We start from the raw sequence: 24,682 nt of genomic DNA on the forward strand, positions 1-24,682 counted from the left end.
AGAGGAGCGCCGTTCATGGGTATTTTCGATTGGAAACACTGGGTAGTCATTCTTATCGTGGTGATCCTGGTGTTCGGCACCAAAAAACTGAAGAACCTTGGCTCTGACCTGGGCGAAACCATCAAAGGTTTCCGTAAGGCGATGAACACCGATGAAGACGCGGAAAAGGCCGAACCACAGCCAGCCCCAGCGCCGCACCCAGCGCCGCAGGCACACACCGCTCCTCTGCATCAGCCGCAGACCATCGACGGGCACGCGCAAAAAGTCGAAGAACCTGCCCGTAAAGACTGAGTCCACGCCATGTTCGATATCGGTTTTTCCGAATTAGTGCTCGTAGGCGTAGTCGCCCTGGTGGTGCTTGGCCCGGACCGCCTGCCCGGCGCCGTGCGCACTGCGGGCCTATGGATCGGCCGCCTGAAACGCAGTTTCCTGTCGATCAAGCAGGAAGTGGAGCGCGAGATCGGTGCCGACGAAATCCGTCGGCAACTGCATAACGAACAGATTCTCGACCTGGAGCGGGAAATGCAGGCGATGAAGCAGAGCCTTATCGCCCCCGCCACGCCCGTCGAAAGCAGTGTAACTGCAACTGAAACCAGCCTGACGACGCCCACCGCCGCCAGCCAGGACAAGACCCCACAACCATGAGTCGACTACCGGAAAGCGACCAGGAAATGCCCCTGGTGTCGCACCTGACCGAACTGCGCTCGCGCCTGCTGCGCTGCGTAGTGGCGGTCTTGTTGCTATTCGCAGGGCTGTTCTACTTCGCCCAGGACATCTACACCATTGTTTCCGCGCCGCTGCGCGCCTACCTGCCGGAAGGCGCGACGATGATCGCCACCGGGGTCGCCTCGCCATTTCTCACCCCGTTCAAACTCACCGCCTGGATCGCACTGTTTCTCAGCGTGCCGGTGATCCTGCATCAGATCTGGGGCTTTATCGCACCCGGTCTGTACAAGCATGAAAAGCGCATCGCCGTGCCGCTGCTGGTTTCCAGCATCATCCTGTTTTACAGCGGCATGGCTTTCGCCTATTTCCTGGTATTCCCGATCATTTTCCATTTCTTCGCCAGCGTGACCCCCGAAGGCGTGGCGATGATGACCGACATCAACGAATACCTGGACTTTGTCCTCACCCTGTTCTTCGCCTTTGGTGTGGCATTCGAGATCCCTGTCGCGACCTTCCTGCTGATCTGGGTCGGCATCGTCGACGTCGATACCCTGCGCAAGAGCCGGCCGTATGTGATCGTCGGCTGCTTTGTAGTCGGTATGGTGCTAACGCCGCCAGATATCTTCTCGCAGACCCTGCTGGCCGTGCCCATGTGGCTGCTGTTCGAGGCCGGCGTGTTGTGCGGCAGCATGATCAAGCGGCGCGATGAGCATGAGCTGGACGAAACCACGCGAGAGACCGAAGACCAGCCGCCAGCCCCACTGCCGTGAACCTGCTGCTGCTGGAAGACGGCGACTTTATCGCCGAGGACTGCGTACGGCTAAGCGGCCGCCGCCTCAAGCACCTGCAGGAAGTGCACCGCGCCGAAGCGGGCGACAGCCTGCGCGTCGGCCGCCTGAATGGCCTGATGGGCAGCGGCCAATTGCTGCGCCTGGATGCAGAAGAAGCCGAGCTGTCTGTGCAACTCAACCAGCCACCGCCAGTGAAACTACCCCTGACCCTGCTGCTCGCCCTGCCTCGGCCGAAGATGCTGCGCCGCGTGCTGCAAACCGTCAGCAGCATGGGCGTGTCACGGCTGGTGCTGCTGAACAGCTACCGGGTGGAAAAAAGCTTCTGGCAAACACCTTTCCTCGAGCCCGCTGCCATTCGCGAACAGCTGATCCTCGGCCTGGAGCAAGCCCGCGATACGGTGCTGCCCGAGGTCACCCTCGAGAAACGCTTCAAGCCCTTTGTCGAAGACCAGCTGCCGGGTATTGCCGCCGGCACCCTAGGCCTGGTCGGCCATCCTGGCGACTACCCGGCCTGCCCGCGAGCCGTCGAACAGGCCGTCACATTGGCCATCGGCCCGGAAGGCGGCTGGATTCCCTACGAAGTGGAAAAGCTCCAGCACGCCGGCCTGCAACCGGTTCAACTAGGCGCGCGGATTCTGCGGGTGGAAACAGCGGTTACTGCCTTGCTCGCGCGACTTTTTTAACCACACATCCATGAGCCGTAGGATGGAAAGCCTTTACTCCATTCACCCCCCACAGCGGCCGATGGATAAACAGCGCATCATCCACCCTACTCGTTGCAACCGGCTCACCACAGTCAACTGAAAGGCTCAAAGAACACCCGAAGAGCAGCAGCGAAGAAGACACCAAACGCAACGGGGGCGGCAGCGAAATGCAACTCCGGCCAGAATCAGCAGGGCTTTCTGGTCGCAGCCCTGCGCCGCTGAAATGCCTTAGAGCAGGCTGACGAACAGTCGTGTCACCTGCTCGGTCAATTCATCTGTTCCCAGGGCCTCGCTCAGTTGCTGCTCCTGCAGCAGATGAGCAAGACCATGCACCAGGCTCCATGCCGCCAGGGTCGCGACCGGCTGAGCGCGCTGTGGCGCGGCCACCTGCACGGCCGCGGCCAAACGCGCGTGCAAGGCCGCCGAGGCCTGCTGCAACTCGGGATAACGGCGCTTGTCCAGGGTGGCACCGAACATCAACCCAAAATGCCCCGGCTGCGCCAGGGCGAAACGCACATAGCACTGTCCCAGCTCGGCCAGCCCGCCAGACTGCCGGCCCATCTCTTGTCCCAACTGAACGAACCCCTGGATTGCCAGAGACGCCAGCAGGCTGTCGCGGTCGGCAAAATGGCGGTAGGGCGCGTTATGCGAGACACCCGCTCGACGTGCGACTTCGCGCAGGCTAATGGATGCCAGCCCTCCTTCAGCCAACAGTTCGGTCGCGGCGAGCAGCAGCGCACCGCGCAACTCTCCATGGTGATAGGGCTGTTCCTGCTTGCGTGTTGACACTGACAACATCTCCTTATATGTTGACGACGCCCACATTATGCCGCGAGCTCGGTTAGCCTTACCAGTCGGCACATTAGGAGGACTCATGCTATTCATTGCCTTGTTGCTCAGCCTGACTCTACTGGCCGCATTGGCTCACCGTTGCGGCGTCCCTGGCGTGGCTGACTGGCCCCAGCGCATGCGCCTGGCCATGGTCGTGGCGCTGCTGATGGCGGGCACCGACCACCTGCTGACGCCCGAGCGTTACCTGGCCATGATGCCGGGCTACCTGCCCTATCCTTTGCAACTGGTGCTCTTCACTGGCCTGTGCGAACTGGCAGGTGCGATCGGCCTGCTGCTGCCACGCTTCAGGCGCTATGCCGCCATTGCCCTGGCGATTTATTTCGTCTGCGTGTTCCCGGCCAATATCAAGAACGCCGTAGATGGATTGCAGGTTGAAGGCCTGCCTGCGGCGACCTGGTACTACTGGCTGCGCCTGCCCTTTCAGCCGCTGATCATTCTCTGGGCGCTGTACGCCGGTGAGTTGATTGGCCAAGCCAAAACCGATGCTGCGACGCACGGCCCGCAACCCGCCAAGAGGCCAGAAGCTCAAGCTCACGCCGCACAGGCAGATCGACGTCGGCTCAGCTCTCCAGCAGAAACGTCACCGGCCCGTCATTGATCAGGTGCACCTGCATGTCGGCCCCGAATTGCCCGGTGGCGACCTGAGGGTGCCGGGCGCGGGCCTGCGCCACCAGCAAGTCGAATAATTCAGCGCCAAGTGCCGGCGGCGCGGCGCGAGTGAAACTGGGGCGCAGGCCACTCTTGGTATCGGCGGCCAGGGTGAATTGCGAAACCAGCAACAGCCCGCCGCCGACATCACTCAGCGACAGGTTCATCTTGCCGGCCGCATCGCTGAATACGCGGTAGTTGAGCAGCTTGTGCAGGATTTTATCGACGCTGGCCGGAGTGTCATGCGGCTCAACGCCGACCAGCGCCAGCAGGCCCTGATCAATCGCGCCAACCACTTCACCCGCCACGTCTACCCGGGCGCCACGCACCCGTTGAATCAGTGCTTTCATGCTTCGTCCGGCGCCAGGTTGAGCAGGCGTCGCGCCAGTTCGTCCGCTGCACGCACCAGGGCATCGGTAATACCGCTTTCAGCGGCCGAATGGCCGGCATCGCGGATGATCTGCAGCTCGCTGTTCGGCCAGGCCTGGTGCAACGCCCAGGCGTTATCCAGCGGGCAGATCACGTCATAACGGCCATGCACAATCACCCCAGGCAGGTGGGCGATTTTCGGCATGTCGCGCAGCAGCTGATTGGGCTCAAGGAAGGCGTTATTGACGAAGTAATGGCATTCGATGCGAGCGATCGATAGCGCGCGGTGCGCCTCGCTAAAGCGGTCGACCACCTGCGGGTTCGGGCGCAGGGTGGCGGTGCGGCCCTCCCAGGTCGACCAGGCTTTGGCCGCGTGCATCTGGGCAATCTGATCCGGACCAGTCAAGCGTTTGTAGAAGGCCTGCACCAGATCAGCGCGCTCATCCGCCGGGATCGGCGCGAGGTAATCCTCCCAGTAATCGGGAAACAGGCGGCTTGCACCTTCCTGATAGAACCACTGAATTTCCTGCGGGCGGCATAAGAAGATGCCGCGCAGAATCAGCCCGTGCACGCGCTGCGGATGGGCCTGGGCGTAAGCCAGCGCCAGGGTCGAGCCCCAGGAGCCGCCGAACAGCACCCACTGGTCGATGCCAAGGTGCTCGCGGATCTGCTCCATGTCGGCGATCAATGCCTGGGTGGTGTTGTTTTCCAGGCTGGCGTGCGGGGTGGAGCGACCGCAGCCACGCTGATCGAAGGTGACAATACGGTACAGATTGGGGTCGAAATAGCGTCGACTCGCAGCATCGCAGCCGGCACCTGGCCCGCCGTGAATAAACACCACAGGCAAACCATCCGGTGAACCGCTTTCGTCCACATACAGCACGTGCGGCGCCTGCACCGCCAGCTCATGACGGGCGTAGGGTTTAATCTCCGGATACAAGGTCTGCATGGCATGCTCCTGACTTGACCTGAATAATGCGCGGCGTAACGTTGACGGCCTTGCGCCGAACAACCACGGACGCAACCGCTTTAAGCTCTGCCGGGCATCATAACCATGAAACAGGAGTTGAGCATGCCAACACGGATAATTGCCTTAGTTTTCCTGATGTTTTGCACTTTGCTCGCTGGCTGCGGCAGCAAGGATGACCCGCAGGCCGCCCTGGCAGCAGCGCTGCAGCAGCTGCAGGACAATCTGGAAGCAAAGAGCACCAGCGCGGTGCTCGACCAACTGCACCCGCAGTTCTCGGCCCAGGGCGAATTCGACCGCGAGTGGGCGCAGCGCACCATGTTGCTGCTGTTTATGCGCCACAAGAACATCAAAGTCTTGGCCCTGAGCAAGGACAGTCACCTCGATACGACCTACCGTGAGAAAGGCCACACCGAGGCGCAGGTTGCCCTTTCGGGTGCCGAGGGGCTGATACCTGACAGCGCACGCCATTACAGCGTGAAACTGGAATGGTGGCTGGATGGCGATGACTGGAAGCTGGCGCGCCTGAGCTGGAAGTAACGCCGGCAACAGCCCTCAGCGCGGCAAGGCCATCTCGGCCTCAGTACGCCGCCAGATCAGCTCGCGGGTGTCATAGCCGCGCTTGCGCGCCTCTTCCAGTAGGGTCGCACGGTGTTGCGGGCTGATGTCCTGATCACGCGCCAACAGCCAGAGGTATTTACGGTTGGGATGCCCGACCAGCGCGGTCTGGTAGTTCTCATCCAGGTAGAGCACCCAGTAGTCGCCCTTGGTCAGCCCTGGCAGCAGAGTGCTGGCCCAATTGTCGAAACGCACCCAGAGCTTGCTGGTTTGCCCCGGCACCTGTGGCACGGCCTGCCCCTTGACCTCCTGCAACTCGCCATTGAAGGTCCGACAACGGTTTACTACCCCAATAGCCCCGTCGTCCTGCAACCGGTAGTGCGCCTCGGATTGCGCACAGTTGCGCTGGAAGAACATCGGCAGGCGGGCTACTTCGTACCAGGTACCCTGATAGCGCTGCAGGTCGACCTTGTCCACAGTCTGCGGCGGCACCACACCGGTACCTGAATTAACGCAACCGACCAGCGCCAGCACAGCGCTCAACACGGCGAACAGACGCATCACTTCAGCCCCTTGCCGGAAAACAGCATGACCTTGTCGCCCGCGTACTGCACGCTGATAAACCGCTGCTCGTCACCCCAGGTGCAGCTGGACATACCCAGAGCACCGGCACACTCATCCGGGCCGCCGAGCAGGCGTTCGACGTCATCCTTGCTCATGCCGGGCTTGAGCTGGGCGTAGCTGTCCTGGTTGACCTTGTTGCAGGCAACCAGCAGCAGGCAACCGGCGAGTAGTGCGACGACACGCAGAGGCATGGGATTACTCCTGAGAAAATGGGCCAAACCAGCTTGGCATAGCCATACCGAGCTTGCTTGCTTCGACGCTAGAAGCGTGAGCCTGGTTCCAGCAGAAAGGCAGATTCCTCGGCACTGCTGCAGCGGCCAAGAATCTGATTGCGGTGGGGGAATCGACCAAAACGGGCGATTACCCGCTGGTGGCGCTCGGCATAATCCAGATAGCCGGCAAACAGCTCGCGCTCGGTGTCTGCGACCTGCGTATGCAACACCTCAAAGCGCTGCACGGCCTGATCTTGCAGCTGCAGATCTTCGGCATGCTCCAGCACCAGATAGGCAAACACCCGCTGGATCGGCGGCAATGCCTGATCCCAGCCTTGCGCCAGCCCGTGCTGAACCAGAGCACGCGCCAACGGATCACCGGCAAAGGCTTTTGATGTATCGCGAAAGATCATCCGTGGCAGCTGATCGAGCAACAACAGTGTCGCCAGCCAGCCTTCAGGCTGGCCCTGCCAGTTTTGCAGCTGGTTGCCCAGCGCCTGCTCGACCAGCGCAGCAAACTGCTCGCGCGCCTGGTCATCCTGGTAGTCCTGTTTGCCGAACCACAGCGCAGTACGACTGGCAGCCACCTCGGCCGCCGTCACACCGGGGCCGCAGCCGGCCGCACCGAACCACCAGTCGAGCAACGGCTGCCAGGGCACGTTCACCGCTTACTCGCGGTGATAGGCGCTGATGCGCAGCACTTCTTCCTTGGAACCCAGGAAGACGGCGACGCGCTGGTGCAGGGACGTCGGCTGGATATCGAGAATGCGCTGGGTGCCATTGGTGGCCACACCGCCAGCCTGCTCGATGATCATCGACATCGGATTGGCTTCGTACATCAGGCGCAGCTTGCCCGGTTTCTCCGGCTCACGACTGTCGCGTGGGTACATAAATACACCGCCACGGGTGAGGATGCGGTGCACGTCGGCCACCATCGAGGCGATCCAGCGCATGTTGTAGTTCTTGCCCAGCGGGCCTTCTTCACCCGCCAGCAATTCGCTGACATAGCGCTGCACCGGCGCCTCCCAGTGGCGCTGGTTGGACATGTTGATGGCGAATTCCTTGGTCGACTCCGGCACCTTGATGTTGTCGTGGGTGAGCACAAAGCTGCCCAGTTCGCGATCCAGGGTAAAGCCCTTGACGCCTTCACCGAGGGTCAGCAGGAGCATGGTCTGCGGGCCGTAGATGGCATAACCGGCAGCCACTTGCTGAGTACCCGGCTGGAGGAAGGCCTCTTCGCCCAGATCACCCTCTTCGCCATTGCGGTCTGGGCAGCGCAGTACCGAGAAAATGGTGCCGACCGAAACGTTGACGTCGATGTTGCTGGAGCCATCCAGCGGGTCGAATACCAGCAGGTAGGCACCCTTCGGGTACTTGCCGGGAATCTGGTAGGCATTGTCCATTTCTTCCGACGCCATGCCGGCCAGGTGACCGCCCCATTCGTTGGCTTCCAGCAGAATCTCGTTAGAAATCACGTCGAGTTTCTTCTGCACTTCGCCCTGCACGTTCTCGGTGCCCATGCTACCCAGCACACCGCCCAATGCACCTTTGGACACCTGATGGCTGATTTCCTTGCAGGCGCGCGCGACCACTTCGATAAGGAAACGCAGATCGGCCGGGGTGTTGTGGCTGCGGGTCTGCTCGATCAGATAGCGGCTGAGGGTAACGCGGGACATGGACGGCTCCGGGAAGGAAGAAAAATCGCGCGCAGTTTACCCCTTTAGCGGGAAAAGCGCCTCTGCGCTGGATGGAAGGGAAGGCACGGCCTGACAACACCTGACTCAGGCCAGGCTGCAGACCCGGTTACGGCCTTCATGCTTGGCCTGATAGAGCGCCGCATCCGCCACCTGGAGCAGCTCGTCCAGCACATGCCCCTGCGCAGGCCAAAGCGCCAGACCAGCCGACAGGGTGACATAGCGCGCACCTCCACGAGTGGACAGCGGATGAGCCGCCAGATCGCGACAGATCCCCTCCAGGCGCGCACGCGCCTCCGCGGCATCGGCTCTTGGCAAGATCAGCAGGAACTCTTCACCACCGATACGAAACACGGCATCAGAGCTACGCAGGTTCTCCAGCAAGTGCTGGGCTACGCCCTTGAGCACATCGTCACCTTCGAGATGGCCATGCTCATCGTTCAGTTGCTTGAAGTGATCAAGATCGATAAGAGCCAGGGCAATGGGCGAACATTCGCGCTGCGCCAAGGTCAGTTCACGGGCAAAGAACTCATCCAAATAGCGCCGGTTATACAAACCGGTCAGCGGATCGCACAGCGCCTGCTGCTGCAACTGCTCATGCAGGCTGCTGATGGTTCGCAGGCGCTCCTCACTCAAGGCGAGCGCTTCGGCCAGTTTCAACTCACTAAGGTGGCGTTGGGTCACATCGCGCAGATAGAGCATCTGCCCGAGCACCTGAGCGCCTTGGCGCGTGACGCGTTCGATCGCCCGGATACGCACCTCGAAGTAGCGTGCGGAGTTGGCCAATGTCAGGAGACAATCCTGCTCACCAGGCGGGTGCTGACCCAGCAATTGCTGCAGATCAGCACCGAGAATCGGCCAGTCCAGCAGTGGGCGGCCCTGCCAACCACTGCGCAAACTGGCGAGTTTCAACGCCGCCGGATTGGCTTCAATCACTCGCAACTGAGCATCCACCACCAGAACCGGATCAAGCAGCGCTTCCAGCAACAAGTGCCGGGCCACGGGCAGCAGATCAAAAAGACGTACCCCGACGATCAGCCAGGCAAAGGCCACCAGGGTAAAGGCAAAGCTGAACGGCGTCGGGTCGAAGCCGAACAGCATCCAGCCAAATACCACGTAACTGATGTTGGCGACCCAGGGCACGGCCGTGACGAAGACAAACGCCAGGTAGTGACGCCGATGCACGCCGTAACTGACGATAGCCGCGCGCAGCACTACGCCCATGCAAAACGTCATGAACAGATAAACGTATGCCGCTGCCGCATAGAACAACGGCCCGTGCTCATAACGGATTGGCGCGCCCGGCTCATCACTGAGCGGCGCGGTACCTGCGCCATAGAACAAACCATGCCAGGGGTTGCTCAGGGCCATCAGCCAAATCAGCACCGGCACCACGGCCAACCCTAGCACGCTGCGCAGCGGCAACGGTTGCCGCACGCTGTTGACGTATTGCCAGAGGAAGATCGCCCAGAAGGTGGGCGCGACAAGAATTCCCGGCCAGGCCATGCTCGCCCAGAACACCTTGCACTGTGCGCCCTGCGCGGCCATCTCCAGGCTTGCGGCCACCATCCACCAGAGGCTGGCCAGGTGCAGCACGATAAAACTCTCGCGCCCGGGGAAATAGCGCTGCCGAGTCACCCAACGGGTCAACAGCAGCACCCCGATACAGACCAGGCAGGTGAGTATCAATGGCCCACTCAACGCCCAGGAGGAATTTCCGCAGGCATTCATCGGCTGGGTTCTACCAAAGCTATTGGCCTGGCAATTCGGTCAAAAACACCGCAAAACCACTCAGGCGCTACCCAAACACGGGTCAAAATAGAAATACGCAAGGGCCTTCCTGACCTCAAACGCCAATCAATTGAAGGTGCCAACCATACTGCAAATTTCGTTAGGTAGCTGGGCTTTATTTCTGTTAGAGGACTCTACTCAGCCTTCGGGCTACGCAACAGACTGACCGCCATCAGCGCCAGCAGTCCAACCCCAAGCAACAACACCAGCCACAAGCCCCAACGCTTCCAGCCGCTATCGCTCACCGCTGCCCGCTCTTGCTGTGCCAGGTTAGCGGCCTGCAACGCTGCTTCGGCTGTGCCCAGTTGCTGCAGGCGCTGCGGCTGATAGCCAGGAATCAGGGTCGTCAGCGGCAAGGCCGCCGACGCTGCCCCGCTGCGCCCCAACGCCAACCGATAGGGCGGGCTGCCACGCTGCAGAAACACCAGCTGGGTGGCGCGCACCGCTACCTTGATCTGCGGTGGCTCGCCGCCCAGGCCGCCGCCTCGCTCATCCACCTGCAGACGCAGCTGCTGCACCGCCCAACCGGGCAGTGCCAGCTCGTCCTGACGGATTTCCACGCCATTTTCCGGCAGCCGATAGAGCAGCCCCTGTGTCAGTGATTGCCAAGCACCCTTGGCTTCATTGCGTCCGCTAACGCGGATCGGCGCCAGGCTATTGGCCTGCGTAAGCTCAACCTTTAACCGTTCCAGCGGCAAGGCCAGGGGCAGCTGCCACTGATATTCACCATCCGGGCTGCGCGTAGCCGCCAGCGGCTGCGACCACACCAGCGGTGCCGACACGCTATCACTGCGCTGGCTACGCAAACTGGCTGCCGTCAGCTGTGGCGCTTGTTGCGGGCTTTGCCAGAGCAGGCGCAGATAACGCGCCTTGCGCCCCGGTAGCTCGATCTGGCGCTGCTCAATACGCTCACCGTCGAAAGACAAGCGCGCCAGCTGACCACTGCCCCAGGGCTGCCAGCCTTGCAGGTCATCACTGGCCTCGATGCTGAAGCGCTGAAAACCGTCCTGGCCGCCGCTCCAATCCAGCTGCAAGCGCACCAGCGGCTCGTCCAATGCGCTGGCATCCAGTAGCCAGCCACGCAGCAAGGCGGGGGTGGCTGAGGAGTTCGCCTCATCAAGCAACTCGATCAGCGTGCCGCTGGTGCTGCGCTGCACCCGCAGGCTCGGCGTGGCGCTGCTGTCGCCCTGCTCGGCATACAGCGGAAACCACTTGACCGCCTGCTCCTGCTGGCTGTCGCGCGACTCACCCTGCCCCGCCACCAGGGCGTAAGCCAGGGCCTGACCTTCCGCGTTAAACACCCGCAGGTCGCGCAGATCGCCATAACGCGCAGCGAAATGCAGCGCCATCGGCACATCCAAACGATACCAGGGGCCTTCGCCACTGAGACTCAGCGGTAATTGCACGGCATAGTCGCCAGGCTGCTCCTGCGCCAGGACTGGCGCGCCGCACAGCAAGCCAAGCAAGGCAGCGCTGCCCACGCGGTAAATTAAACGACTGATCATGCTTGCTCCTGCGGCTGATCCACATCCGCCTTGCGTGCCGGCAGGGGCGCGAAATAGCCCACGACCAGCAGCAATACACCCACCCCAATAAACGACACGATGCGCTCCAGGCCACCGCGGTTACCCAATTCGACGAAGAACAGCTTGGCCACTACGAGAGCGATCAACGCCGCGCCGATCAGCCACAGCTCGCGCCGGCCACGGCGGTTACCGAGCACCATCAGCGGTAGCGCGATCAGCGTCCAGACAATCGACAAGCCAGCCTGCACCAGCATCGAATCGAGTAATGCATCCAGCTGATAAGGCACGCCGCCCCAGTGATGGGCCGTGCGCATCACCATCGCGGTCAGCAGGGCGAACAGCGAAGCCCCCGCCACAGCCTGAGTCAGCCACTGACTGTGCACACCGTCCACGCCCAGCTCGGCCAGGCCCAGGCGCGCCCAGGCGAACACCGCACCCAGGGCAAACAGCAGGCCCAGCTCCAGTGGGTTGAGCAACGGCAGGTAGGCCAAAGGCTCAGCATCCCCGGCACTGACCACGTTGGCCAGCCAGAACCAGCCCAGCATCAGTAACGCCAGCGGGGCCGCCGCCAGCAAGCGGTATTCCCGCGAATAGGCCACGACAGGCCATGGCCAGCGCCGTGGCAGCGCCATCAGCCAGAGGTAGACACTCGGCAGCAGCGCCCAACCCAGCCAGCGCCAGGCGTTGTAATGCTCCGACAGAGCCAACAGCAGGTAGCGCAATTCCAGCGCCAGCACGCCCAGCAGCAACCAGCAACCGAGCACATGGGCGGCGCTCAGCGCGCCAGCCGGCAACTGCACCGCCAACCGTCGCAACGCCCAGAAGTGCACGGCAAACAGCAGCGCCCAGGCCAGCCAGCCAAACTGTGCGGCCGGGTGATAGTGCTGATGCCAGGCGTACAGCAACACCACACCGGCCAGCGGTGTCAGCAGGCAACACAGCAGCGCCAGTTCGGCCCAGCGGGTGCGCGGGGCCAAAAACGCGGCCAAGGCCACACTGGCCGCCAGCAACGCGAGCAAGGCACTTGCCTGCCATTCAGCGGCGACAAAGCGCAGCACTTCACTGCTCAGCGCCAGCGCCCACCAGGCGGCCCCCCAGACCAACAGTAACTGCGCCAGGCCAAGCAAACTGAAATGACCCAGGGCGCTGGGCGCCTCGCGGCGCGCCAATTGCTGCAAGCGCCAGGCACCGATCAAGGCGGCGACACCGAGCACCAGCGGCGTCCAGAAATCCATATGAGCCAGCGGCCGAAGCCCCTCGACCGACAACTGACCGAACAGCAGCGGACTGACTGCGAGAAACACCAGCCCCGCCAGCACCTGCAACAACAGACCGAAGACAAAACTGGCGCGCTGCTGCAGATGCAAACTGAGCCAGATGATCAGCAACCCGCTGCCGCCCCATACCGCACTGGCCGTCGCCCAGGGCAGCACAAACAGCACTGCCAGATTGAGAAACACCAGCCCAACCAGCAGCACAACCGACAGCCCGCGCAGCAGGCGGCGGTCGTTACCCACCTGCGGATCACGGGCGGCCAGCAGCATGCCGGCGATCAGGCCAAAACCAATCAAGGACGAAGTCAGCAAGCCCTGCCAGCCGGCAGAGAAGCCGCCCATGCCGGTGGCCGCATTGCCGGCCATCTCCAGCATAAACACCACACCACCAAGCAATTGCACGGTAAAGGCACTGAACAGGAAGCTGCGCGCCTGCAGGCGCAAACCCAGCCATAACGTCAGCAGACCGGCCAACGCCCAGCTGATCGCCGTGCCCTGGGCAGCAAACAGCAACGGCGCAAGCAGATAGAGAAACGCCAGGCCGGCGCAGGCCAGCACCGGCAGACCACGCACTTCCCAACTGCTGGCGTGTTGCGTGTTCTGCCGCAACTGCCAGTAGCTGAACAGCAAGGCCACGCCAAGCATCAACGCGCCCAGCGGCACACCGTCCAACAGGGTCAGCTCGCCGCCGCGCAAGCCCATAACAAATGCCAGCGCCGCCCCCACCTGCAGCAGCAGAGCAAACGCCCGCGCCAAGCTGCGCTGCTGACGTAAACCGAGCCAGTAGATACCCGCACCTTCCACCGCCCAGGCGGCTGAAGTCCAGCGCGCATCCAGACCCAAGGGAATCGCCAGGCTGCCGAACACCACACCCAGTGCCAGGCAGGTTTCTACCAGCAATCCGGCACGATCACCGGTGCGGCCGACCAGCAGCCGCGCCAGCAGCAGATAGAACAGTCCGAGCGCCAGCGCACTGAACGCCGCAGCAAATTCGAGGTGTTGCACCAGCGCAAACTGCAAGCCAAAACCCACCAGCGGCGGACCGAACAGCACAGTGGCGTCGATATAGTCGCCCTTGCGCGCCGCCCAGCGCAGCAGTGCGTCGCGGTCCTCGGGCGCGTCCAGAGCCTCATGCAGCTTGCGCCGGGCAAACAGCAGACCAATGGCCACATACATCAGGAAAAACAGAATCAAGAACGGCTCGGTGCTCCACAGCAGTTCCGGCTTATAGGAGCGGATGCCCCAGGCGAAGCCGATGCCAAAGGTGCCGACAAAACCGATCAGATTGAGCAGGCGCCAGGCCTTGAACCAGGCGATGGCAAAGATTCCGGCATTGAGCAGGGCGAAATAGCTGAACAGTGCCACATGGTTGCCGCTGCCGGTACTGGTCAGGATCGGCGCGGCGAAACCACCCAATGCCGCTGCAGCCGCCAGGCCCAGGGCATTCTGTTGCACCGCCAGGATCGCCGAGAACACCGTCACCAGCACCAGCAGCCCCAGCGCTATACCAGGGGCGAGCAGCGGGTGCAGGCGCATCGCAGCGAACACCGTCAGGTACAACACTGCGATCCCGGTGCCTTGCAGCATCAAGGCATAGTTCGGGTTACGCAGACGCAGCCACCAGCCCAAACCCAGCAACGCCACGGCACTGGCGGCGACACTGGCATAGCGCAACTCCACCGGCACCACCACGCCTTCGGTGGCGTAACGCAGCAAGAAGGCCAGGCCGAGAAACAGCAGTACGACACCGACACGCAGCACCGTATTACCGCCCAGCAGCCAGTCCTTCGCCGCCGCAAAGCCCCGCTCAAGCAAGGTTGGCTGACGCGGTTCAGCAGGCCTCCTGGGTGTAGCGGGCAGCGTTTCGATCGACGCGACAGCGGGCTCAGGCACGGACTGCATGACAGTGACAGGCTCGGAAGCTGGTTCTGGCAGGACAAAATCCAGGGTCCAGTCCAGTTCAGGCTGGGCCGCTTGAGCACTCACGATAGGTTCAGGTGCAGGCTCGACAACGGAGCTGATCGGTTCCGACACAGGCGGCACCTCGGCAGCTGGCATGGCGGCCTGCTCCAACTTGAGCAAGCGCTCATACAGCGCCGCAGTGCCTTGCTCGAAGCGCTGCGTAAACGCCTTGAGCTGCGCCGTCAGCGCAGCATTCTCGCGCGCCAACCCCTGCAGTTTGAGCGCCTGGCCAAGGCCCAAGCCTATCAGAGCGCCCAGCAGTGACGCCGTCAGCGTCTCATCTGCCAACGCCCCGAGCACCAACCCCACCAGCATGAAGATCCATTGCATGCAGCGCGTTCCTATTCAGCTAAACCCGAACATCCCGTTGCCCGGCACCCGGCGCAAACTGCGCAGCAGTATAGGAGCACGACCGGTGCATACCCAGAGAGACGAATGCCGCACGCATCACAGCACAACAAGAAATTCGCCCGTCCGCAAACAGCACAAAAGATGACCAGTTGGCAGATAGTCATCCACAAGCGCCGTCAGGCCGCTATCATCGCGCGCCGTACAACTGATGCCTGCCTGCGCTGATGAAAAACAACCTGATTGCTGCCGCCGAACTCGACCGCCTGGAAACCTGGGCCAAATACACTGCCGACATGTGCCACAGCTGCATGTCCAGCTGCTGCACGCTGCCGGTCGAGGCACGTCTGAATGACCTGATCCGCATCGGCGTGGTCGATGAGTTCGAACGCAGCGAACCGCTGAAGAACATCGCCAAGCGCCTGCAGAAGGACGGCATCGTCGAACGTTTCCATCAGAAGTCGGGCATCTTCACCCTCACCCGCATGAGCAACAACGACTGCTACTACCTCGATCGCAAAACCCGCCTGTGCACCATCTACGACAAACGCCCGGACACCTGCCGCAACCACCCACGAATCGGCCCGCGCCCAGGTTATTGCGCCTATAAACCCAAGAGCTAAGTTCCGGCTGCGCTGTACTGGTTTACGCTAAAGGCCATTACCCGCAATAGGCCTACCCAGATGCAGCAATGGCATACCCTCAGCCTGTGGATGGACCAACTGGGCAAAACGCTCACCCCGCGCCCAGCCCTGTGCGAAGACCTGCAGGTCGACGTGGCGATCATTGGTGCCGGCTACACCGGCCTATGGACCGCCTACTACCTGAAACGCCAGGCGCCACAACTGCGCATCGTCATTCTCGAAAGCGAGATCGCCGGCTTCGGTGCATCCGGGCGCAACGGCGGCTGGCTGATGGGCAACCTGCTCGGCCAGGAACGCATGCTGGCCGGCCTGTCCAATGCCTCACGGCACAGCGCCCACGCATTGCTGCACGGCATCCCGGATGAAGTCGCCAGCGTCCTCGAGCGCGAACAGATTGCCTGCGACTACCGCAAAGGCGGCGTGCTGTACTGCGCCGCACGCTATCCCGAGCAGCGCAGCAGCCTGCAACAGCAGCTGGCTGATTTGCGCGCCCAGGGCCTGGATGAAACGGATTACCGCTGGCTGACGCCCTTTGACCTGGGTAAGCAACTGCAACTGGCCAAGGCCTACGGTGCACTCTACAGCCCTCACTGCGCCACCATCCAACCGGCCAAGCTGGTACGCGGCTTGGCCCGCTGCGTGTTGGCCATGGGCGTTGAACTGTACGAGCAAAGCCGCGTACTCGACTGGCAAAACGGCCTGCTGCGCACGGCCACCGGCAGCGTACGTGCTGACTGGATTGTCCCGGCGGTTGAAGGCTACGCAGCAGGCCTCCCACCGCTGGGCAAGCATCAGCTACCCGTGCAAAGCCTGCTGGTAGCTACCGAGCCACTGCCCAAGGAAGTGTGGGCTGACATCGGCCTGGAACGGGGCCAGGCCTTCAGTGAAAACAGCCGCCAGGTCACGTACGGCCAACGCAGCGCTGACAACCGACTGGTATTCGGCGCACGCGGCGGCTATCGCTTCGGCGGGCGTTTGCGCAGCGACTTCAACCTGCATGAACATGAGCGCGAATTGCGCCGCTACCTCTTCGCGGAACTGTTCCCCCAACTCAGGCACGTGCGCATCACCCATGCCTGGGGCGGCAACCTGGGCATGGCACGGCGTTTTCGACCGCACATGCTGGTCGACCGGCGCAGCGGCATTGCCCTGGCAGGCGGTTATGGCGGCGAAGGCGTCGGCGCCAGCAACCTCGGTGGGCGCACATTGGCTGACCTGATCCTCGGACAACACAGCGAGCTAACCCGCCAACCCTGGGTACTGGGCGACCAGCCACTGAACCGACTCCCGCGCTGGGAGCCGGAACCCCTGCGCTGGCTCGGCTACAACGCCATCATCCAGAGTTTTGCCCTCGAAGACCGCGTACTGGCCAACCCAAACAGCGCCCCCTGGCGGCGTAAAATGGCCCGCACTGTGGCCGCCCGTCTGGAAAAATTAATGCGCTAAGACCCATCCAGCACCTGGGCCAGGCACTTGCTGCCCCCGTCAACGCGCCGCGATTGGCGTCGCAATCCACTGATCTGAATTTGCACAATGCAACCTTTCTGCGCAGCACAAACCATGCGGAGCATCTATCGTTTGCCTGACCAATGGTAAAAGGAGAATAACCATGTACCTTGTGCGGCTGCTTTATGTAAGTAAGGTGGTAAACGGATTAGGCGCTCATGAAATTGACGCCCTGTTACAGGTCGCTCGCCAACACAATGCGAAGGTTGGCATCACCGGCATGCTGGCCTTTAACGGCGAATTCTTCCTGCAGGTATTGGAAGGCGGACGCACTGCCGTCAACCAACTCTATCAACACATCGCCCTGGACTCGCGGCATGAGCAACTCCTGCTGCTGCAGGTCAGCGAGATTGACGAACGCCAGTTCCCTGAATGGAGCATGGCGTATGTTCCCATCACCAAACTGACACGCGACCTGCTGCTGCGCTTTGGTGTCGATGATGACTTCCGGCCGTATCAAATGAACGGCTCCAATTGCCTCGGTCTGCTCATGGGGCTGCGTGAACGCTTTCAGATCGCCAAAACCTGATAACCGATGCAAACGCTAAATGATGACCTGGCAGAACCGTCGCCGCCCCCGGCGAACAGTGCCAACAAAAAGCCTCCGCAGGCTCATGCCTGCGGAGGCTTTTTAGTCAGCTAGGAAAAGCAACAGGGGGACAGCTTTACTGATTGGCGCCCTCACCAACCGGGAAATTAAATCGCCTCCTTTCCCACGATCTGGGCGGCCAATTCACGCCTGCTCCGGCCCGGTTCCGTGAGCCCACGGCACCGTGGCAAAGTAATCGCCCAGGTAATCGATCAGCGTTTGTACTCGCGCGGGACGCCGCCTTCCGGGCGGGGTGACCAGATGCAAGGCAATAGGTTCGACCTCCCAGTCGTCAATGGCGGTTTCCAGCCGTCCTGATTGAATCTCCTGCCAGGCAAGAAACTCAGGCTGTAATGCCAGCCCAAGCCCAGCATGGAGTGCTGGCACCAAGGCTTCCGCGTTGTTCACTCGCAACGGCGCATGCATCGTTTGCGTGAATTCACCATGCTGCGGATGCTGGAACCGCCAGCTCTCACCCTTAGGGGAATAGGCATATTGAAGCGCCCGGTGCCCGGCGAGATCGCGAGGATGCCTAGGCCGGCCATGCTGCTCGAAATAGGCGGGCGAACCGACCAGAAGAATGCGTACCGTGCACAAGCGCCGCGCCAGCAAGCTCGAATCAGAGAGTTTGGCAATCCGGATAGCCAGATCGAATCGCTGTTCGATCAGGTCGACCAACGCGTCACTGAAATCGATATCGAGCGCAATATCAGGATATTGCGCCATAAACCCCGGCAGCGCAGGCGCGACATACGAAAGCCCGAAAGACATCGGCGCTGTCACACGCACTTGCCCGTGCAGATTGACCGCCTGTTCCGTCAGTTCGGCTTCGACCGCCAACCCCTCCTCAAGAATCTTGTTGGCAAACTCCAAGGCGATCACACCGCTGTCGGTCAGCGTCATGCTGCGCGAGGTGCGGTGAAAAAGCATGCTCCTGACCCGCGCCTCCAGCCGGGTAATCGCTTTTGAGACCGTCCCCTGCGACAGCGACAACTCCGTTGCGGCCTGCACGAATGAACCGGTTTGGGCAACCTTGGCGAAGATCGCCCATGCCTCTAGATCAGGAAGTTTGTTCAAGCGCACACTCCAGTCATCACCTTCCCGGCCCGCCAACGGATTGTCTGACTGGCCCAGTCATCTAAGCAAAAATGGAAATGGTGCTATTCCATTGTTGCTATTTTTAAGGAAAACATTAACGCTTATTATCCTTATTTAAACCATCTTAAAGCAGTACCCTACCATGATCGAACGTCGCCCCTTATCAAGCCTCGGCCATGCCGACCATGGCTGGCTACAGGCCCGTCATCATTTCTCATTCGCGAGCTACGCGGATCCTGACAGGAACAACTGGGGCGCCTTGCGTGCCTGGAACGACGACACGATTCAACCGGGCAGCGGCTTTTCGCCGCATCCGCATGCCGACATGGAAATCATCACGTATGTGCGCGAGGGGGCCATCACTCATCAGGACAACCTCGGCAATAAGGGCAAAACCCTTGCAGGTGATGTGCAGGTGATGAGCGCCGGAACCGGCATCAGGCACTCCGAATTCAACCTCGAACAGGGCATCACCCGCATCTTTCAGCTCTGGATCATTCCCGACCAGCCTGGCGGTCCGCCCTCGTGGGGAACCAAGCCCTTCCCAAAAGGCGACATTTGCGGGCGATTTGTCACCTTGGCGAGTGGCCTGGCAGATGACACAGAGGCATTGCCGATACGCGCCAACGCGCGGGTTTTGGGTGCAGCGCTGAGCCCCGGGGAAACCCTGGAATACCGCTTTGCAGATGCGAGTCGTCGGGGATACCTGGTCGCCGCACGCGGCAGCGTGACCGTCAATGGCATCGCGCTGCAGGCCCAGGATGGTGCGGCGATTTCCGGTGAGCAGTCGATCCGCGTGACCGCAGAGGAAGCCGCCGAAATCGTACTGGTCGACGTCGCAGCCTAACGTTAAGGGACAGCTGCCACAAAGAAGTACTTGGCGATCTTACTGTCAGGATCATCATGCAGGTTCCAGATGAGCCAAGTTCGTTGAGCAAAAAATAACTTCATAAAGAAAAACCGAAAAAGTGAAGTGCATTCATACGACTCGTGTCCTGAGCAATCAAACTGAACAAGCGAGCCGGTAATAAAACGGTTATCTGGGTGGGCGTATTATTTTTGCACTGCGAACTTAGTTCCTGACACAAATTGGGAACGCCCCTAGTCTCTTTCCGTTATCAATACACACCTCACCTGATTTATCTGCCTAACGCTGATTAAAAACCTGCGGGGATTCGTGCGGCATCCCCGACCACAGGCAAACAACACTCGCCGCACATACCAAAAAAACCAAGGAGAACCCTTTGAGCAAGCCTTACGTCAAGCTCGACAAAAACAATGCCGCTGTCCTGCTGGTGGATCATCAGGTCGGCCTGCTGTCACTGGTTCGTGATATCGAGCCAGATCGCTTCAAAAACAACGTTATGGCGCTTGCCGATGCTGCCAAGTTTTTCGGTCTGCCGACCATACTGACTACAAGTTTCGAACAAGGCCCCAACGGCCCCCTGATGCCCGAGCTCAAGGCGCTCTTCCCGGATGCGCCTTATATTGCTCGCCCGGGCCAAATCAACGCCTGGGATAACGAGGACTTCGTCAAGGCAGTCAAAGCCACCGGCAAAAAGCAACTCATCATCGCGGGCGTAGTTACTGAAGTGTGCGTAGCCTTCCCCGCACTGGACGCCATTGCAGAAGACTTCGAAGTGTTCGTGATTACCGACGCTTCTGGCACGTTCAATGAGCTGACACGCGACTCCGCCTGGAACCGCATGTCGACAGCAGGCGCGCAACTCATGACCTGGTTTGGCATGGCCTGCGAACTGCATCGTGACTGGCGCAATGATGTCGAAGGTCTGGGAACGCTCTGCGCAAACCATATTCCCGACTACAAAAACCTGATGACCAGCTACAACGCTAAGTAAATCCCGGAGCGCATCTGCAAAAATGCGGGTGCGCTTTCTTGCCCGACATAGGCCTGCCATGACCGCCACAAACCATGCAATTGACTCCAGCAGCCCAGATACAACCGTCACGGCCATCATCGTGCACCAACCCCGCCGCAATGGCTGGCCCGAATACGAACGGTGGCTGGAGGATGTAGGAGAGGCTTGTAGAGAGATTCCAGGCTATTTGTCCACCGACGTGATCCGCCCGGTTGGCAATCTCACTACCTTCACCGTGATCATTCGTTTTTCAGGCATAGAGGCCCTGCAACGCTGGATGCAGTCTGACGTGCGACGCGAGTTTCTGCAGCGTATTGAACACCTACTTGAGAAAGGTGACCGTTACGTGGTGCAGACCGGACTGGATTTCTGGTTTACGCCGCCGACGGTCAAGCCGCCGGTTTCCTGGAAGCAGTTCCTGCTCACCCTGTCTGCCATTTTTCCACTAACGGTGATCGTACCGGCACTGCTTGCCCCCCTGCTGGGTGCTGGGCAAGGGCTGCCCGCGATGCTCTTTGGCAAACTGCTGGTAGCAACATGCATTGTGGGACTGATGGTGTATGTAATCATGCCTCGCTATACGCGCATGGTCGCCAAATGGCTTTACCGTTGAACCCAGTCTTCAGCCAACGACAGTAAACCACTCGCTCTTTTTTGAATTATTTCAAGGTAACCGTAGTGAATTCAGCACGATTACAAGCGTTCAGCGATGGAGTACTGGCAATCACCATTACCATTCTGGTATTCAACCTCAAACCCCCAGAGTTCACCAACTGGGAATCTCTAGTCCCCCTGATTCCTGAATTCACTGCCCACATTTTGACGTTTATCTACGTGGGTATTTATTGGAACAACCATCATCACCTTTGGTTTTCCGCAACCAAGGTGACCGGGAAGATTCTCTGGGCCAATTCACATTTACTTTTCTGGCTATCCATTCTTCCCATGGCCAGTGGCTGGGTGGGAAAGCACTTTATTAGCTCATACCCGCTGGCGTTTTATGGAGGGATTTTATTTTTGTCCAGTTTCGCCTGGTCTCTGCTGACACAGTTTGTCGCCAAAGAAGAAGCGGACAACCCGGAAGTACAGAGGCTGTGTGCCATGACGGGCAAGACCAAGTTGTCGATGCTGGCCTACCTGACCGGCATAGTTTGCGCGTTTTTTGCACCTGTGCTCAGTTTAATAATTTACTTTCTGGTGGCATGTGCCTGGCTGATGCCAGACAAGCATATTGAAAAAAGTTGCACACAAAGAACAAACCCATAACAAACCGTTAACAGGTACCCGCCATCCACACAAAGGGATAACAGCGGATAGATCACGGTTTCAGTCGGCCTCAGCAGCTTACTTCGATCGCACCAGCTCTATGGCCTGGTGGAAACCACCAAGGCCAACGGCCAGTAATCTTGCGCTTACCTGCGCCACACGCTCGAACGCCTGCAGCTGATCAACACCCTCGATGGCCACGCAGCGCTGCTGCCTCAGAGCGGCTCGCCAGCTCCGGCCGCCTGAAAAAGGTCTTGTCATGGGGCGCGGCTAATGGGGCGCTTACGCCTGCCCCACGTCTAATAATTGTATTTTTGGGGGAGCAGACCTAGGGTTAGAGAGCGGTCAATCACCTTAGATCATTGGTTATCCGGAGGCTCTAATGGCCAGCAAACGAACGGCTTCTGCTTCATTGAGTATGTTTTTGGCGCTCAGTGGCTATTGCTTGCCAGCACTGAGCGAGGATGCCATCAGTGTTTGTACTGATAAAGCCTACTGGTACCCCTTCACTTTTGTACAAATCAATAAGGCTGAAGGACTCTATGTCGACATGCTCAACGAAGCCGGCAAAATTAGCGGTGACCGTTTTCGCATTAGACCTATGGATTGGGTTGCTTGCCTTGAACAGGCGCGTAAAGGCGAAGTACAGATGGTGCTGAGGGCTTCGTATGTGGAAGCACGCACCGAGTTTCTAAGCTATCCGGCAGATGCGAGCAGCACCAATGCGTCTGCATTTCGATTAACTCAAGCTGAATATGTTGTGGTTAACCGCAAGGATAACCCCTATGAGTTTGAAGGCAACATACTTGACTTACCCAAACCGGTGATGGTGCCGCAAGGTTATTCGGTTGGCGCTGACCTTAAAGCGGGTGGCCTCAACGACGTGGACAGCACGTCAAAAGGGGACCTCGCAACGTTGCTGCGCTTAGTGACTCAAGACAACGGTAGCGTGGTCACGCTTCGCAATATGGCAGAGCTGTTTGCTGAACATCCGTCCTTCAAAGATAAATTAAAGATACAAACGGTGCCTTTCAACTCAAAATCTTATTTTGCCGCTTTTTCTATCAGCAGCAACTTCCCCGCAGAAAGGCAGCAGGCAATCTGGGAGGCAATAGCTCAAGTTCGCGAAAACAAAACCTTGATGAATCAGTTGTTATCTCAATACAAAGGAAATGATCTTTGATTTCGCGCGACATCAGTTTTTAAAGCTAATGGGGTCGGAGTGAATTATCTAGCAGTTGACCATTCCTAATTGATCAAAAATAAATCACTCCGACCCCATTAGCTCCAGCAAAAGATGAACATGATTGGTCATCAGGCAGTAGGCGTAGACCTTTACCCCAAATACATCTTTAAGCTCGCGAAGATCCGTGAGATAGCGCTGATAATCTTCGGCAGCAGCAAACACCACCTGGCGGTCATGGGAAAAGGGGACGGGAAAAGGGAAAAGGGAAAAGGGAAAAGGGGACAGGGGACAGGGGACAGGGAAAAGGGGACAGATTTATTTATTAACCCGCCCCTCAGCTAGAAAAATAAATCTGTCCCCTTTTTTCTATATGTAGAACTTATCATCCAGGAATTACACATATAGCTGTAATAAGCTGGTTCGGTTCCTCCTTCAGAGGCACCCCCCACCCCGTAACTTCAAGGACACCATAATCGCGACCGGTATAAAACCACTCTTCGGCCTCATCAAACTCTAAGCCAGTAAATGGCAAAATGTCCGACACAAGACTTCCCAAACCTATGCTTCCTGACAAAAGCCCTTTATAGACAAACCTATGCGCAGGCTCGTCTGGAAAGCTAAAGTCATAAACTTTAACCGCACACACCCTCCCACCACTAATAAGCACAGATAATGCAGGAACTCCCTTTTTGAATTCGCTGACAATCTCATCATCAAAAAGCGAAAAAGAATAACCGCCGCTTCCGCATTCCTCCAGACCATACCAACTTAAACGAAGGTCTGGCGCCCCTTCAAACCTATACCGCAAAGAATTCTTATCCACCAAATATCTGGAAAGCACAGCCTCTAGATCAGCAGCACTAGCATGCAATGGTATACCTGCAAGTGATACACCAGGAATAATTTGAGCATCCCAAGTTACAGAAAAACTTTCTAGCGGCATCATTCAGAAACCCATGTATTGGTGGCAGGATTGAACTTCACCTTCTGCCCTTGCGGATTCAAATATGTCGTATTTGCGTCATAAATTGGCTTAGAAGGCCCCTGGAATTTCGGCCTATAAGTCGAAGGATCAATAACCTTAGCCTTACTACCATCAACATATGTAATTTTATAGTACTCACCCACATGCACTGATTTGATCGGCGCATTAACAGTAGATGGACTATATTGAACCGTCTTAATCCCAGTTGTACCACCTTCAACTTTGTACACCTGCGCGTTACCAGATGTTCCAGGTCTTGGTGGCACATATGTGAGCTTGGCACCATCCATCTTGAACGACTGTTGAATATCATCGATGGATTTCCCCCAAACATTCGCCGGGGCTTCCACCATATTTCGAGGGATTCCGGCTTGCGCTGCGAGGTCTTCCCGCAGCCCTACCCGTGTAGTTGCAGAGGTAGCTGGGACTTCAGCCGCGGCAGTTCCTTTTGGACCAACAGTATCACCCGACGCGACTTTCCCTGTCGATGCGGCTGCAACCAAGACGCGGTGCGGCTTTCAGGGCACCGCACAGACGCGACT

The 24,682-nt window shown here is 59.3% G+C and carries 27 protein-coding genes and 1 pseudogene; 14 read left to right on the forward strand and 14 right to left on the reverse strand.

Annotated elements, in window-relative coordinates; genetic code table 11:
- Positions 1-15: 15 nt before the first annotated feature.
- The 4 genes from DBR00_RS18075 to DBR00_RS18090 are packed head-to-tail and all read left to right on the forward strand — an operon-like array spanning position 16 to position 2,140.
- Positions 16-291, forward strand: coding sequence for a twin-arginine translocase TatA/TatE family subunit (locus tag DBR00_RS18075; protein ID WP_108486239.1), 276 nt, complete (start codon positions 16-18; stop codon positions 289-291).
- 9 nt (positions 292-300) lie between these two features.
- The gene (tatB, locus tag DBR00_RS18080; RefSeq protein WP_108486238.1) at positions 301-645 is read left to right on the forward strand and encodes a Sec-independent protein translocase protein TatB; all 345 of its coding nucleotides are present in this window, start codon (positions 301-303) and stop codon (positions 643-645) included.
- Positions 642-1,436: a twin-arginine translocase subunit TatC gene (gene tatC / locus DBR00_RS18085; protein ID WP_108486237.1), complete on the forward strand. Its 795-nt coding sequence runs from the start codon at positions 642-644 to the stop codon at positions 1,434-1,436. Before tatB ends, tatC begins: the two co-directional genes overlap by 4 nt.
- Positions 1,433-2,140 carry a 16S rRNA (uracil(1498)-N(3))-methyltransferase gene (locus DBR00_RS18090; protein ID WP_108486236.1) on the forward strand — a complete coding sequence of 236 codons (708 nt, stop codon included), beginning with the start codon at positions 1,433-1,435 and terminating at the stop codon, positions 2,138-2,140. The genes tatC and DBR00_RS18090 overlap by 4 nt, the downstream gene beginning before the upstream one ends.
- Positions 2,141-2,389: 249 nt before the next feature.
- Here DBR00_RS18090 and DBR00_RS18095 read toward each other — a convergent pair whose 3' ends face one another.
- Positions 2,390-2,950: a TetR/AcrR family transcriptional regulator gene (locus DBR00_RS18095; protein ID WP_218276637.1), complete on the reverse strand. Its 561-nt coding sequence runs from the start codon at positions 2,948-2,950 to the stop codon at positions 2,390-2,392.
- Between the two features lie 85 nt (positions 2,951-3,035).
- On the opposite strand from DBR00_RS18095, the gene DBR00_RS18100 reads away from it, so the two are divergent.
- Entirely contained in the window at positions 3,036-3,611 is a 576-nt protein-coding gene (locus tag DBR00_RS18100) for a DoxX family protein (protein WP_218276638.1), read from the forward strand.
- On the opposite strand, the gene dtd is transcribed toward DBR00_RS18100, so the two are convergent.
- Together dtd and pip are read right to left on the reverse strand one after the other, a co-directional pair.
- Positions 3,574-4,011, reverse strand: coding sequence for a D-aminoacyl-tRNA deacylase (dtd, locus tag DBR00_RS18105; RefSeq protein ID WP_108486234.1), 438 nt, complete (start codon positions 4,009-4,011; stop codon positions 3,574-3,576). The two genes, DBR00_RS18100 and dtd, sit on opposite strands and share 38 nt — an antisense overlap.
- Complete coding sequence (gene pip, locus DBR00_RS18110) at positions 4,008-4,979, reverse strand: prolyl aminopeptidase (RefSeq protein WP_108486233.1); 972 nt, start codon at positions 4,977-4,979, stop codon at positions 4,008-4,010. The genes dtd and pip overlap by 4 nt, the downstream gene beginning before the upstream one ends.
- Positions 4,980-5,102: 123 nt before the next feature.
- On the opposite strand from pip, the gene DBR00_RS18115 reads away from it, so the two are divergent.
- Positions 5,103-5,537 carry a hypothetical protein gene (locus tag DBR00_RS18115; protein WP_108486232.1) on the forward strand — a complete coding sequence of 145 codons (435 nt, stop codon included), beginning with the start codon at positions 5,103-5,105 and terminating at the stop codon, positions 5,535-5,537.
- A gap of 15 nt (positions 5,538-5,552) precedes the next feature.
- Here DBR00_RS18115 and DBR00_RS18120 read toward each other — a convergent pair whose 3' ends face one another.
- From DBR00_RS18120 to DBR00_RS18150, 7 genes are all read right to left on the reverse strand, one after another.
- A complete protein-coding gene (locus DBR00_RS18120; protein WP_108486231.1) occupies positions 5,553-6,116 on the reverse strand; it encodes a lipocalin family protein in 564 nt (187 codons plus the stop codon).
- Positions 6,116-6,370, reverse strand: a complete 255-nt coding sequence (gene bamE, locus DBR00_RS18125) for an outer membrane protein assembly factor BamE (protein WP_108486230.1) — start codon at positions 6,368-6,370, stop codon at positions 6,116-6,118. The genes DBR00_RS18120 and bamE overlap by 1 nt, the downstream gene beginning before the upstream one ends.
- A 68-nt stretch (positions 6,371-6,438) precedes the next feature.
- On the reverse strand, positions 6,439-7,056 hold the full coding sequence (locus DBR00_RS18130) for a DUF924 family protein (RefSeq protein WP_108486229.1): 618 nt from the start codon (positions 7,054-7,056) through the stop codon (positions 6,439-6,441).
- 3 nt (positions 7,057-7,059) lie between these two features.
- Positions 7,060-8,067 carry a class 1 fructose-bisphosphatase gene (locus DBR00_RS18135; protein WP_108486228.1) on the reverse strand — a complete coding sequence of 336 codons (1,008 nt, stop codon included), beginning with the start codon at positions 8,065-8,067 and terminating at the stop codon, positions 7,060-7,062.
- Positions 8,068-8,172: 105 nt separating this feature from the next.
- Positions 8,173-9,816 carry a histidine kinase N-terminal 7TM domain-containing protein gene (locus DBR00_RS18140; RefSeq protein WP_108486227.1) on the reverse strand — a complete coding sequence of 548 codons (1,644 nt, stop codon included), beginning with the start codon at positions 9,814-9,816 and terminating at the stop codon, positions 8,173-8,175.
- Between the two features lie 194 nt (positions 9,817-10,010).
- Positions 10,011-11,381 (reverse strand): DUF3999 domain-containing protein, encoded by a 1,371-nt coding sequence (locus tag DBR00_RS18145; protein WP_108486226.1) that lies wholly within the window; start codon positions 11,379-11,381, stop codon positions 10,011-10,013.
- Positions 11,378-14,968 (reverse strand): DUF2339 domain-containing protein, encoded by a 3,591-nt coding sequence (locus DBR00_RS18150; protein ID WP_108486225.1) that lies wholly within the window; start codon positions 14,966-14,968, stop codon positions 11,378-11,380. The genes DBR00_RS18145 and DBR00_RS18150 overlap by 4 nt, the downstream gene beginning before the upstream one ends.
- A 245-nt stretch (positions 14,969-15,213) precedes the next feature.
- On the opposite strand from DBR00_RS18150, the gene DBR00_RS18155 reads away from it, so the two are divergent.
- The 3 genes from DBR00_RS18155 to DBR00_RS18165 all read left to right on the forward strand — a co-directional run bounded on the left by DBR00_RS18155 (position 15,214) and on the right by DBR00_RS18165 (position 17,665).
- On the forward strand, positions 15,214-15,609 hold the full coding sequence (locus tag DBR00_RS18155; protein WP_108486224.1) for a YkgJ family cysteine cluster protein: 396 nt from the start codon (positions 15,214-15,216) through the stop codon (positions 15,607-15,609).
- 60 nt (positions 15,610-15,669) lie between these two features.
- Positions 15,670-17,076 carry an FAD-binding oxidoreductase gene (locus DBR00_RS18160; protein WP_108486223.1) on the forward strand — a complete coding sequence of 469 codons (1,407 nt, stop codon included), beginning with the start codon at positions 15,670-15,672 and terminating at the stop codon, positions 17,074-17,076.
- 163 nt (positions 17,077-17,239) lie between these two features.
- Entirely contained in the window at positions 17,240-17,665 is a 426-nt protein-coding gene (locus tag DBR00_RS18165) for a BLUF domain-containing protein (protein ID WP_108486222.1), read from the forward strand.
- Positions 17,666-17,869: 204 nt separating this feature from the next.
- Here DBR00_RS18165 and DBR00_RS18170 read toward each other — a convergent pair whose 3' ends face one another.
- Positions 17,870-18,802, reverse strand: a complete 933-nt coding sequence (locus tag DBR00_RS18170) for a LysR family transcriptional regulator (RefSeq protein ID WP_108486221.1) — start codon at positions 18,800-18,802, stop codon at positions 17,870-17,872.
- A 163-nt stretch (positions 18,803-18,965) separates the two neighbouring features.
- Between DBR00_RS18170 and DBR00_RS18175 the strand changes: the two genes are divergently transcribed.
- The 5 genes from DBR00_RS18175 (at position 18,966) to DBR00_RS18195 (ending at position 23,152) form a co-directional block, all read left to right on the forward strand.
- Positions 18,966-19,670, forward strand: a complete 705-nt coding sequence (locus DBR00_RS18175) for a pirin family protein (RefSeq protein ID WP_108486220.1) — start codon at positions 18,966-18,968, stop codon at positions 19,668-19,670.
- A 397-nt stretch (positions 19,671-20,067) separates the two neighbouring features.
- Positions 20,068-20,682, forward strand: coding sequence for an isochorismate family cysteine hydrolase YcaC (gene ycaC / locus DBR00_RS18180; protein WP_108486219.1), 615 nt, complete (start codon positions 20,068-20,070; stop codon positions 20,680-20,682).
- Between the two features lie 58 nt (positions 20,683-20,740).
- On the forward strand, positions 20,741-21,316 hold the full coding sequence (locus tag DBR00_RS18185; protein ID WP_218276639.1) for an antibiotic biosynthesis monooxygenase: 576 nt from the start codon (positions 20,741-20,743) through the stop codon (positions 21,314-21,316).
- Positions 21,317-21,381: 65 nt separating this feature from the next.
- Positions 21,382-21,969: a TMEM175 family protein gene (locus DBR00_RS18190; protein ID WP_158271579.1), complete on the forward strand. Its 588-nt coding sequence runs from the start codon at positions 21,382-21,384 to the stop codon at positions 21,967-21,969.
- A 382-nt stretch (positions 21,970-22,351) separates the two neighbouring features.
- Entirely contained in the window at positions 22,352-23,152 is an 801-nt protein-coding gene (locus DBR00_RS18195; RefSeq protein ID WP_108486217.1) for a transporter substrate-binding domain-containing protein, read from the forward strand.
- 105 nt (positions 23,153-23,257) lie between these two features.
- On the opposite strand, the pseudogene DBR00_RS18200 reads toward DBR00_RS18195, so the two are convergent.
- The 3 genes and pseudogenes from DBR00_RS18200 to DBR00_RS18210 form a co-directional block, all read right to left on the reverse strand.
- Positions 23,258-23,440: pseudogene (locus tag DBR00_RS18200) on the reverse strand (transposase); the annotation flags it as partial.
- 97 nt (positions 23,441-23,537) lie between these two features.
- Positions 23,538-24,101, reverse strand: coding sequence for a hypothetical protein (locus tag DBR00_RS18205; protein ID WP_256583071.1), 564 nt, complete (start codon positions 24,099-24,101; stop codon positions 23,538-23,540).
- Entirely contained in the window at positions 24,098-24,493 is a 396-nt protein-coding gene (locus tag DBR00_RS18210) for a hypothetical protein (protein ID WP_177480025.1), read from the reverse strand. Before DBR00_RS18210 ends, DBR00_RS18205 begins: the two co-directional genes overlap by 4 nt.
- Between the last annotated feature and the right edge of the window lie 189 nt (positions 24,494-24,682).

Source organism: Pseudomonas sp. HMWF032, assembly GCF_003060885.1.
GTDB lineage: Bacteria > Pseudomonadota > Gammaproteobacteria > Pseudomonadales > Pseudomonadaceae > Aquipseudomonas.

Coding starts and splice junctions, on each gene's coding strand:
- DBR00_RS18075 (WP_108486239.1), top strand. CDS start 16: ATGGGTATTTTCGATTGGAAACACTGGGTAGTCATTCTTATCGTGGTG.
- tatB (WP_108486238.1), top strand. CDS start 301: ATGTTCGATATCGGTTTTTCCGAATTAGTGCTCGTAGGCGTAGTCGCC.
- tatC (WP_108486237.1), top strand. CDS start 642: ATGAGTCGACTACCGGAAAGCGACCAGGAAATGCCCCTGGTGTCGCAC.
- DBR00_RS18100 (WP_218276638.1), top strand. CDS start 3,036: ATGCTATTCATTGCCTTGTTGCTCAGCCTGACTCTACTGGCCGCATTG.
- dtd (WP_108486234.1), bottom strand. CDS start 4,011: ATGAAAGCACTGATTCAACGGGTGCGTGGCGCCCGGGTAGACGTGGCG.
- pip (WP_108486233.1), bottom strand. CDS start 4,979: ATGCAGACCTTGTATCCGGAGATTAAACCCTACGCCCGTCATGAGCTG.
- DBR00_RS18115 (WP_108486232.1), top strand. CDS start 5,103: ATGCCAACACGGATAATTGCCTTAGTTTTCCTGATGTTTTGCACTTTG.
- DBR00_RS18120 (WP_108486231.1), bottom strand. CDS start 6,116: ATGCGTCTGTTCGCCGTGTTGAGCGCTGTGCTGGCGCTGGTCGGTTGC.
- bamE (WP_108486230.1), bottom strand. CDS start 6,370: ATGCCTCTGCGTGTCGTCGCACTACTCGCCGGTTGCCTGCTGCTGGTT.
- DBR00_RS18135 (WP_108486228.1), bottom strand. CDS start 8,067: ATGTCCCGCGTTACCCTCAGCCGCTATCTGATCGAGCAGACCCGCAGC.
- DBR00_RS18140 (WP_108486227.1), bottom strand. CDS start 9,816: ATGAATGCCTGCGGAAATTCCTCCTGGGCGTTGAGTGGGCCATTGATA.
- DBR00_RS18145 (WP_108486226.1), bottom strand. CDS start 11,381: ATGATCAGTCGTTTAATTTACCGCGTGGGCAGCGCTGCCTTGCTTGGC.
- DBR00_RS18150 (WP_108486225.1), bottom strand. CDS start 14,968: ATGCAATGGATCTTCATGCTGGTGGGGTTGGTGCTCGGGGCGTTGGCA.
- DBR00_RS18155 (WP_108486224.1), top strand. CDS start 15,214: ATGAAAAACAACCTGATTGCTGCCGCCGAACTCGACCGCCTGGAAACC.
- DBR00_RS18160 (WP_108486223.1), top strand. CDS start 15,670: ATGCAGCAATGGCATACCCTCAGCCTGTGGATGGACCAACTGGGCAAA.
- DBR00_RS18165 (WP_108486222.1), top strand. CDS start 17,240: ATGTACCTTGTGCGGCTGCTTTATGTAAGTAAGGTGGTAAACGGATTA.
- DBR00_RS18175 (WP_108486220.1), top strand. CDS start 18,966: ATGATCGAACGTCGCCCCTTATCAAGCCTCGGCCATGCCGACCATGGC.
- DBR00_RS18185 (WP_218276639.1), top strand. CDS start 20,741: ATGACCGCCACAAACCATGCAATTGACTCCAGCAGCCCAGATACAACC.
- DBR00_RS18195 (WP_108486217.1), top strand. CDS start 22,352: ATGGCCAGCAAACGAACGGCTTCTGCTTCATTGAGTATGTTTTTGGCG.
- DBR00_RS18205 (WP_256583071.1), bottom strand. CDS start 24,101: ATGATGCCGCTAGAAAGTTTTTCTGTAACTTGGGATGCTCAAATTATT.
- DBR00_RS18210 (WP_177480025.1), bottom strand. CDS start 24,493: ATGGTGGAAGCCCCGGCGAATGTTTGGGGGAAATCCATCGATGATATT.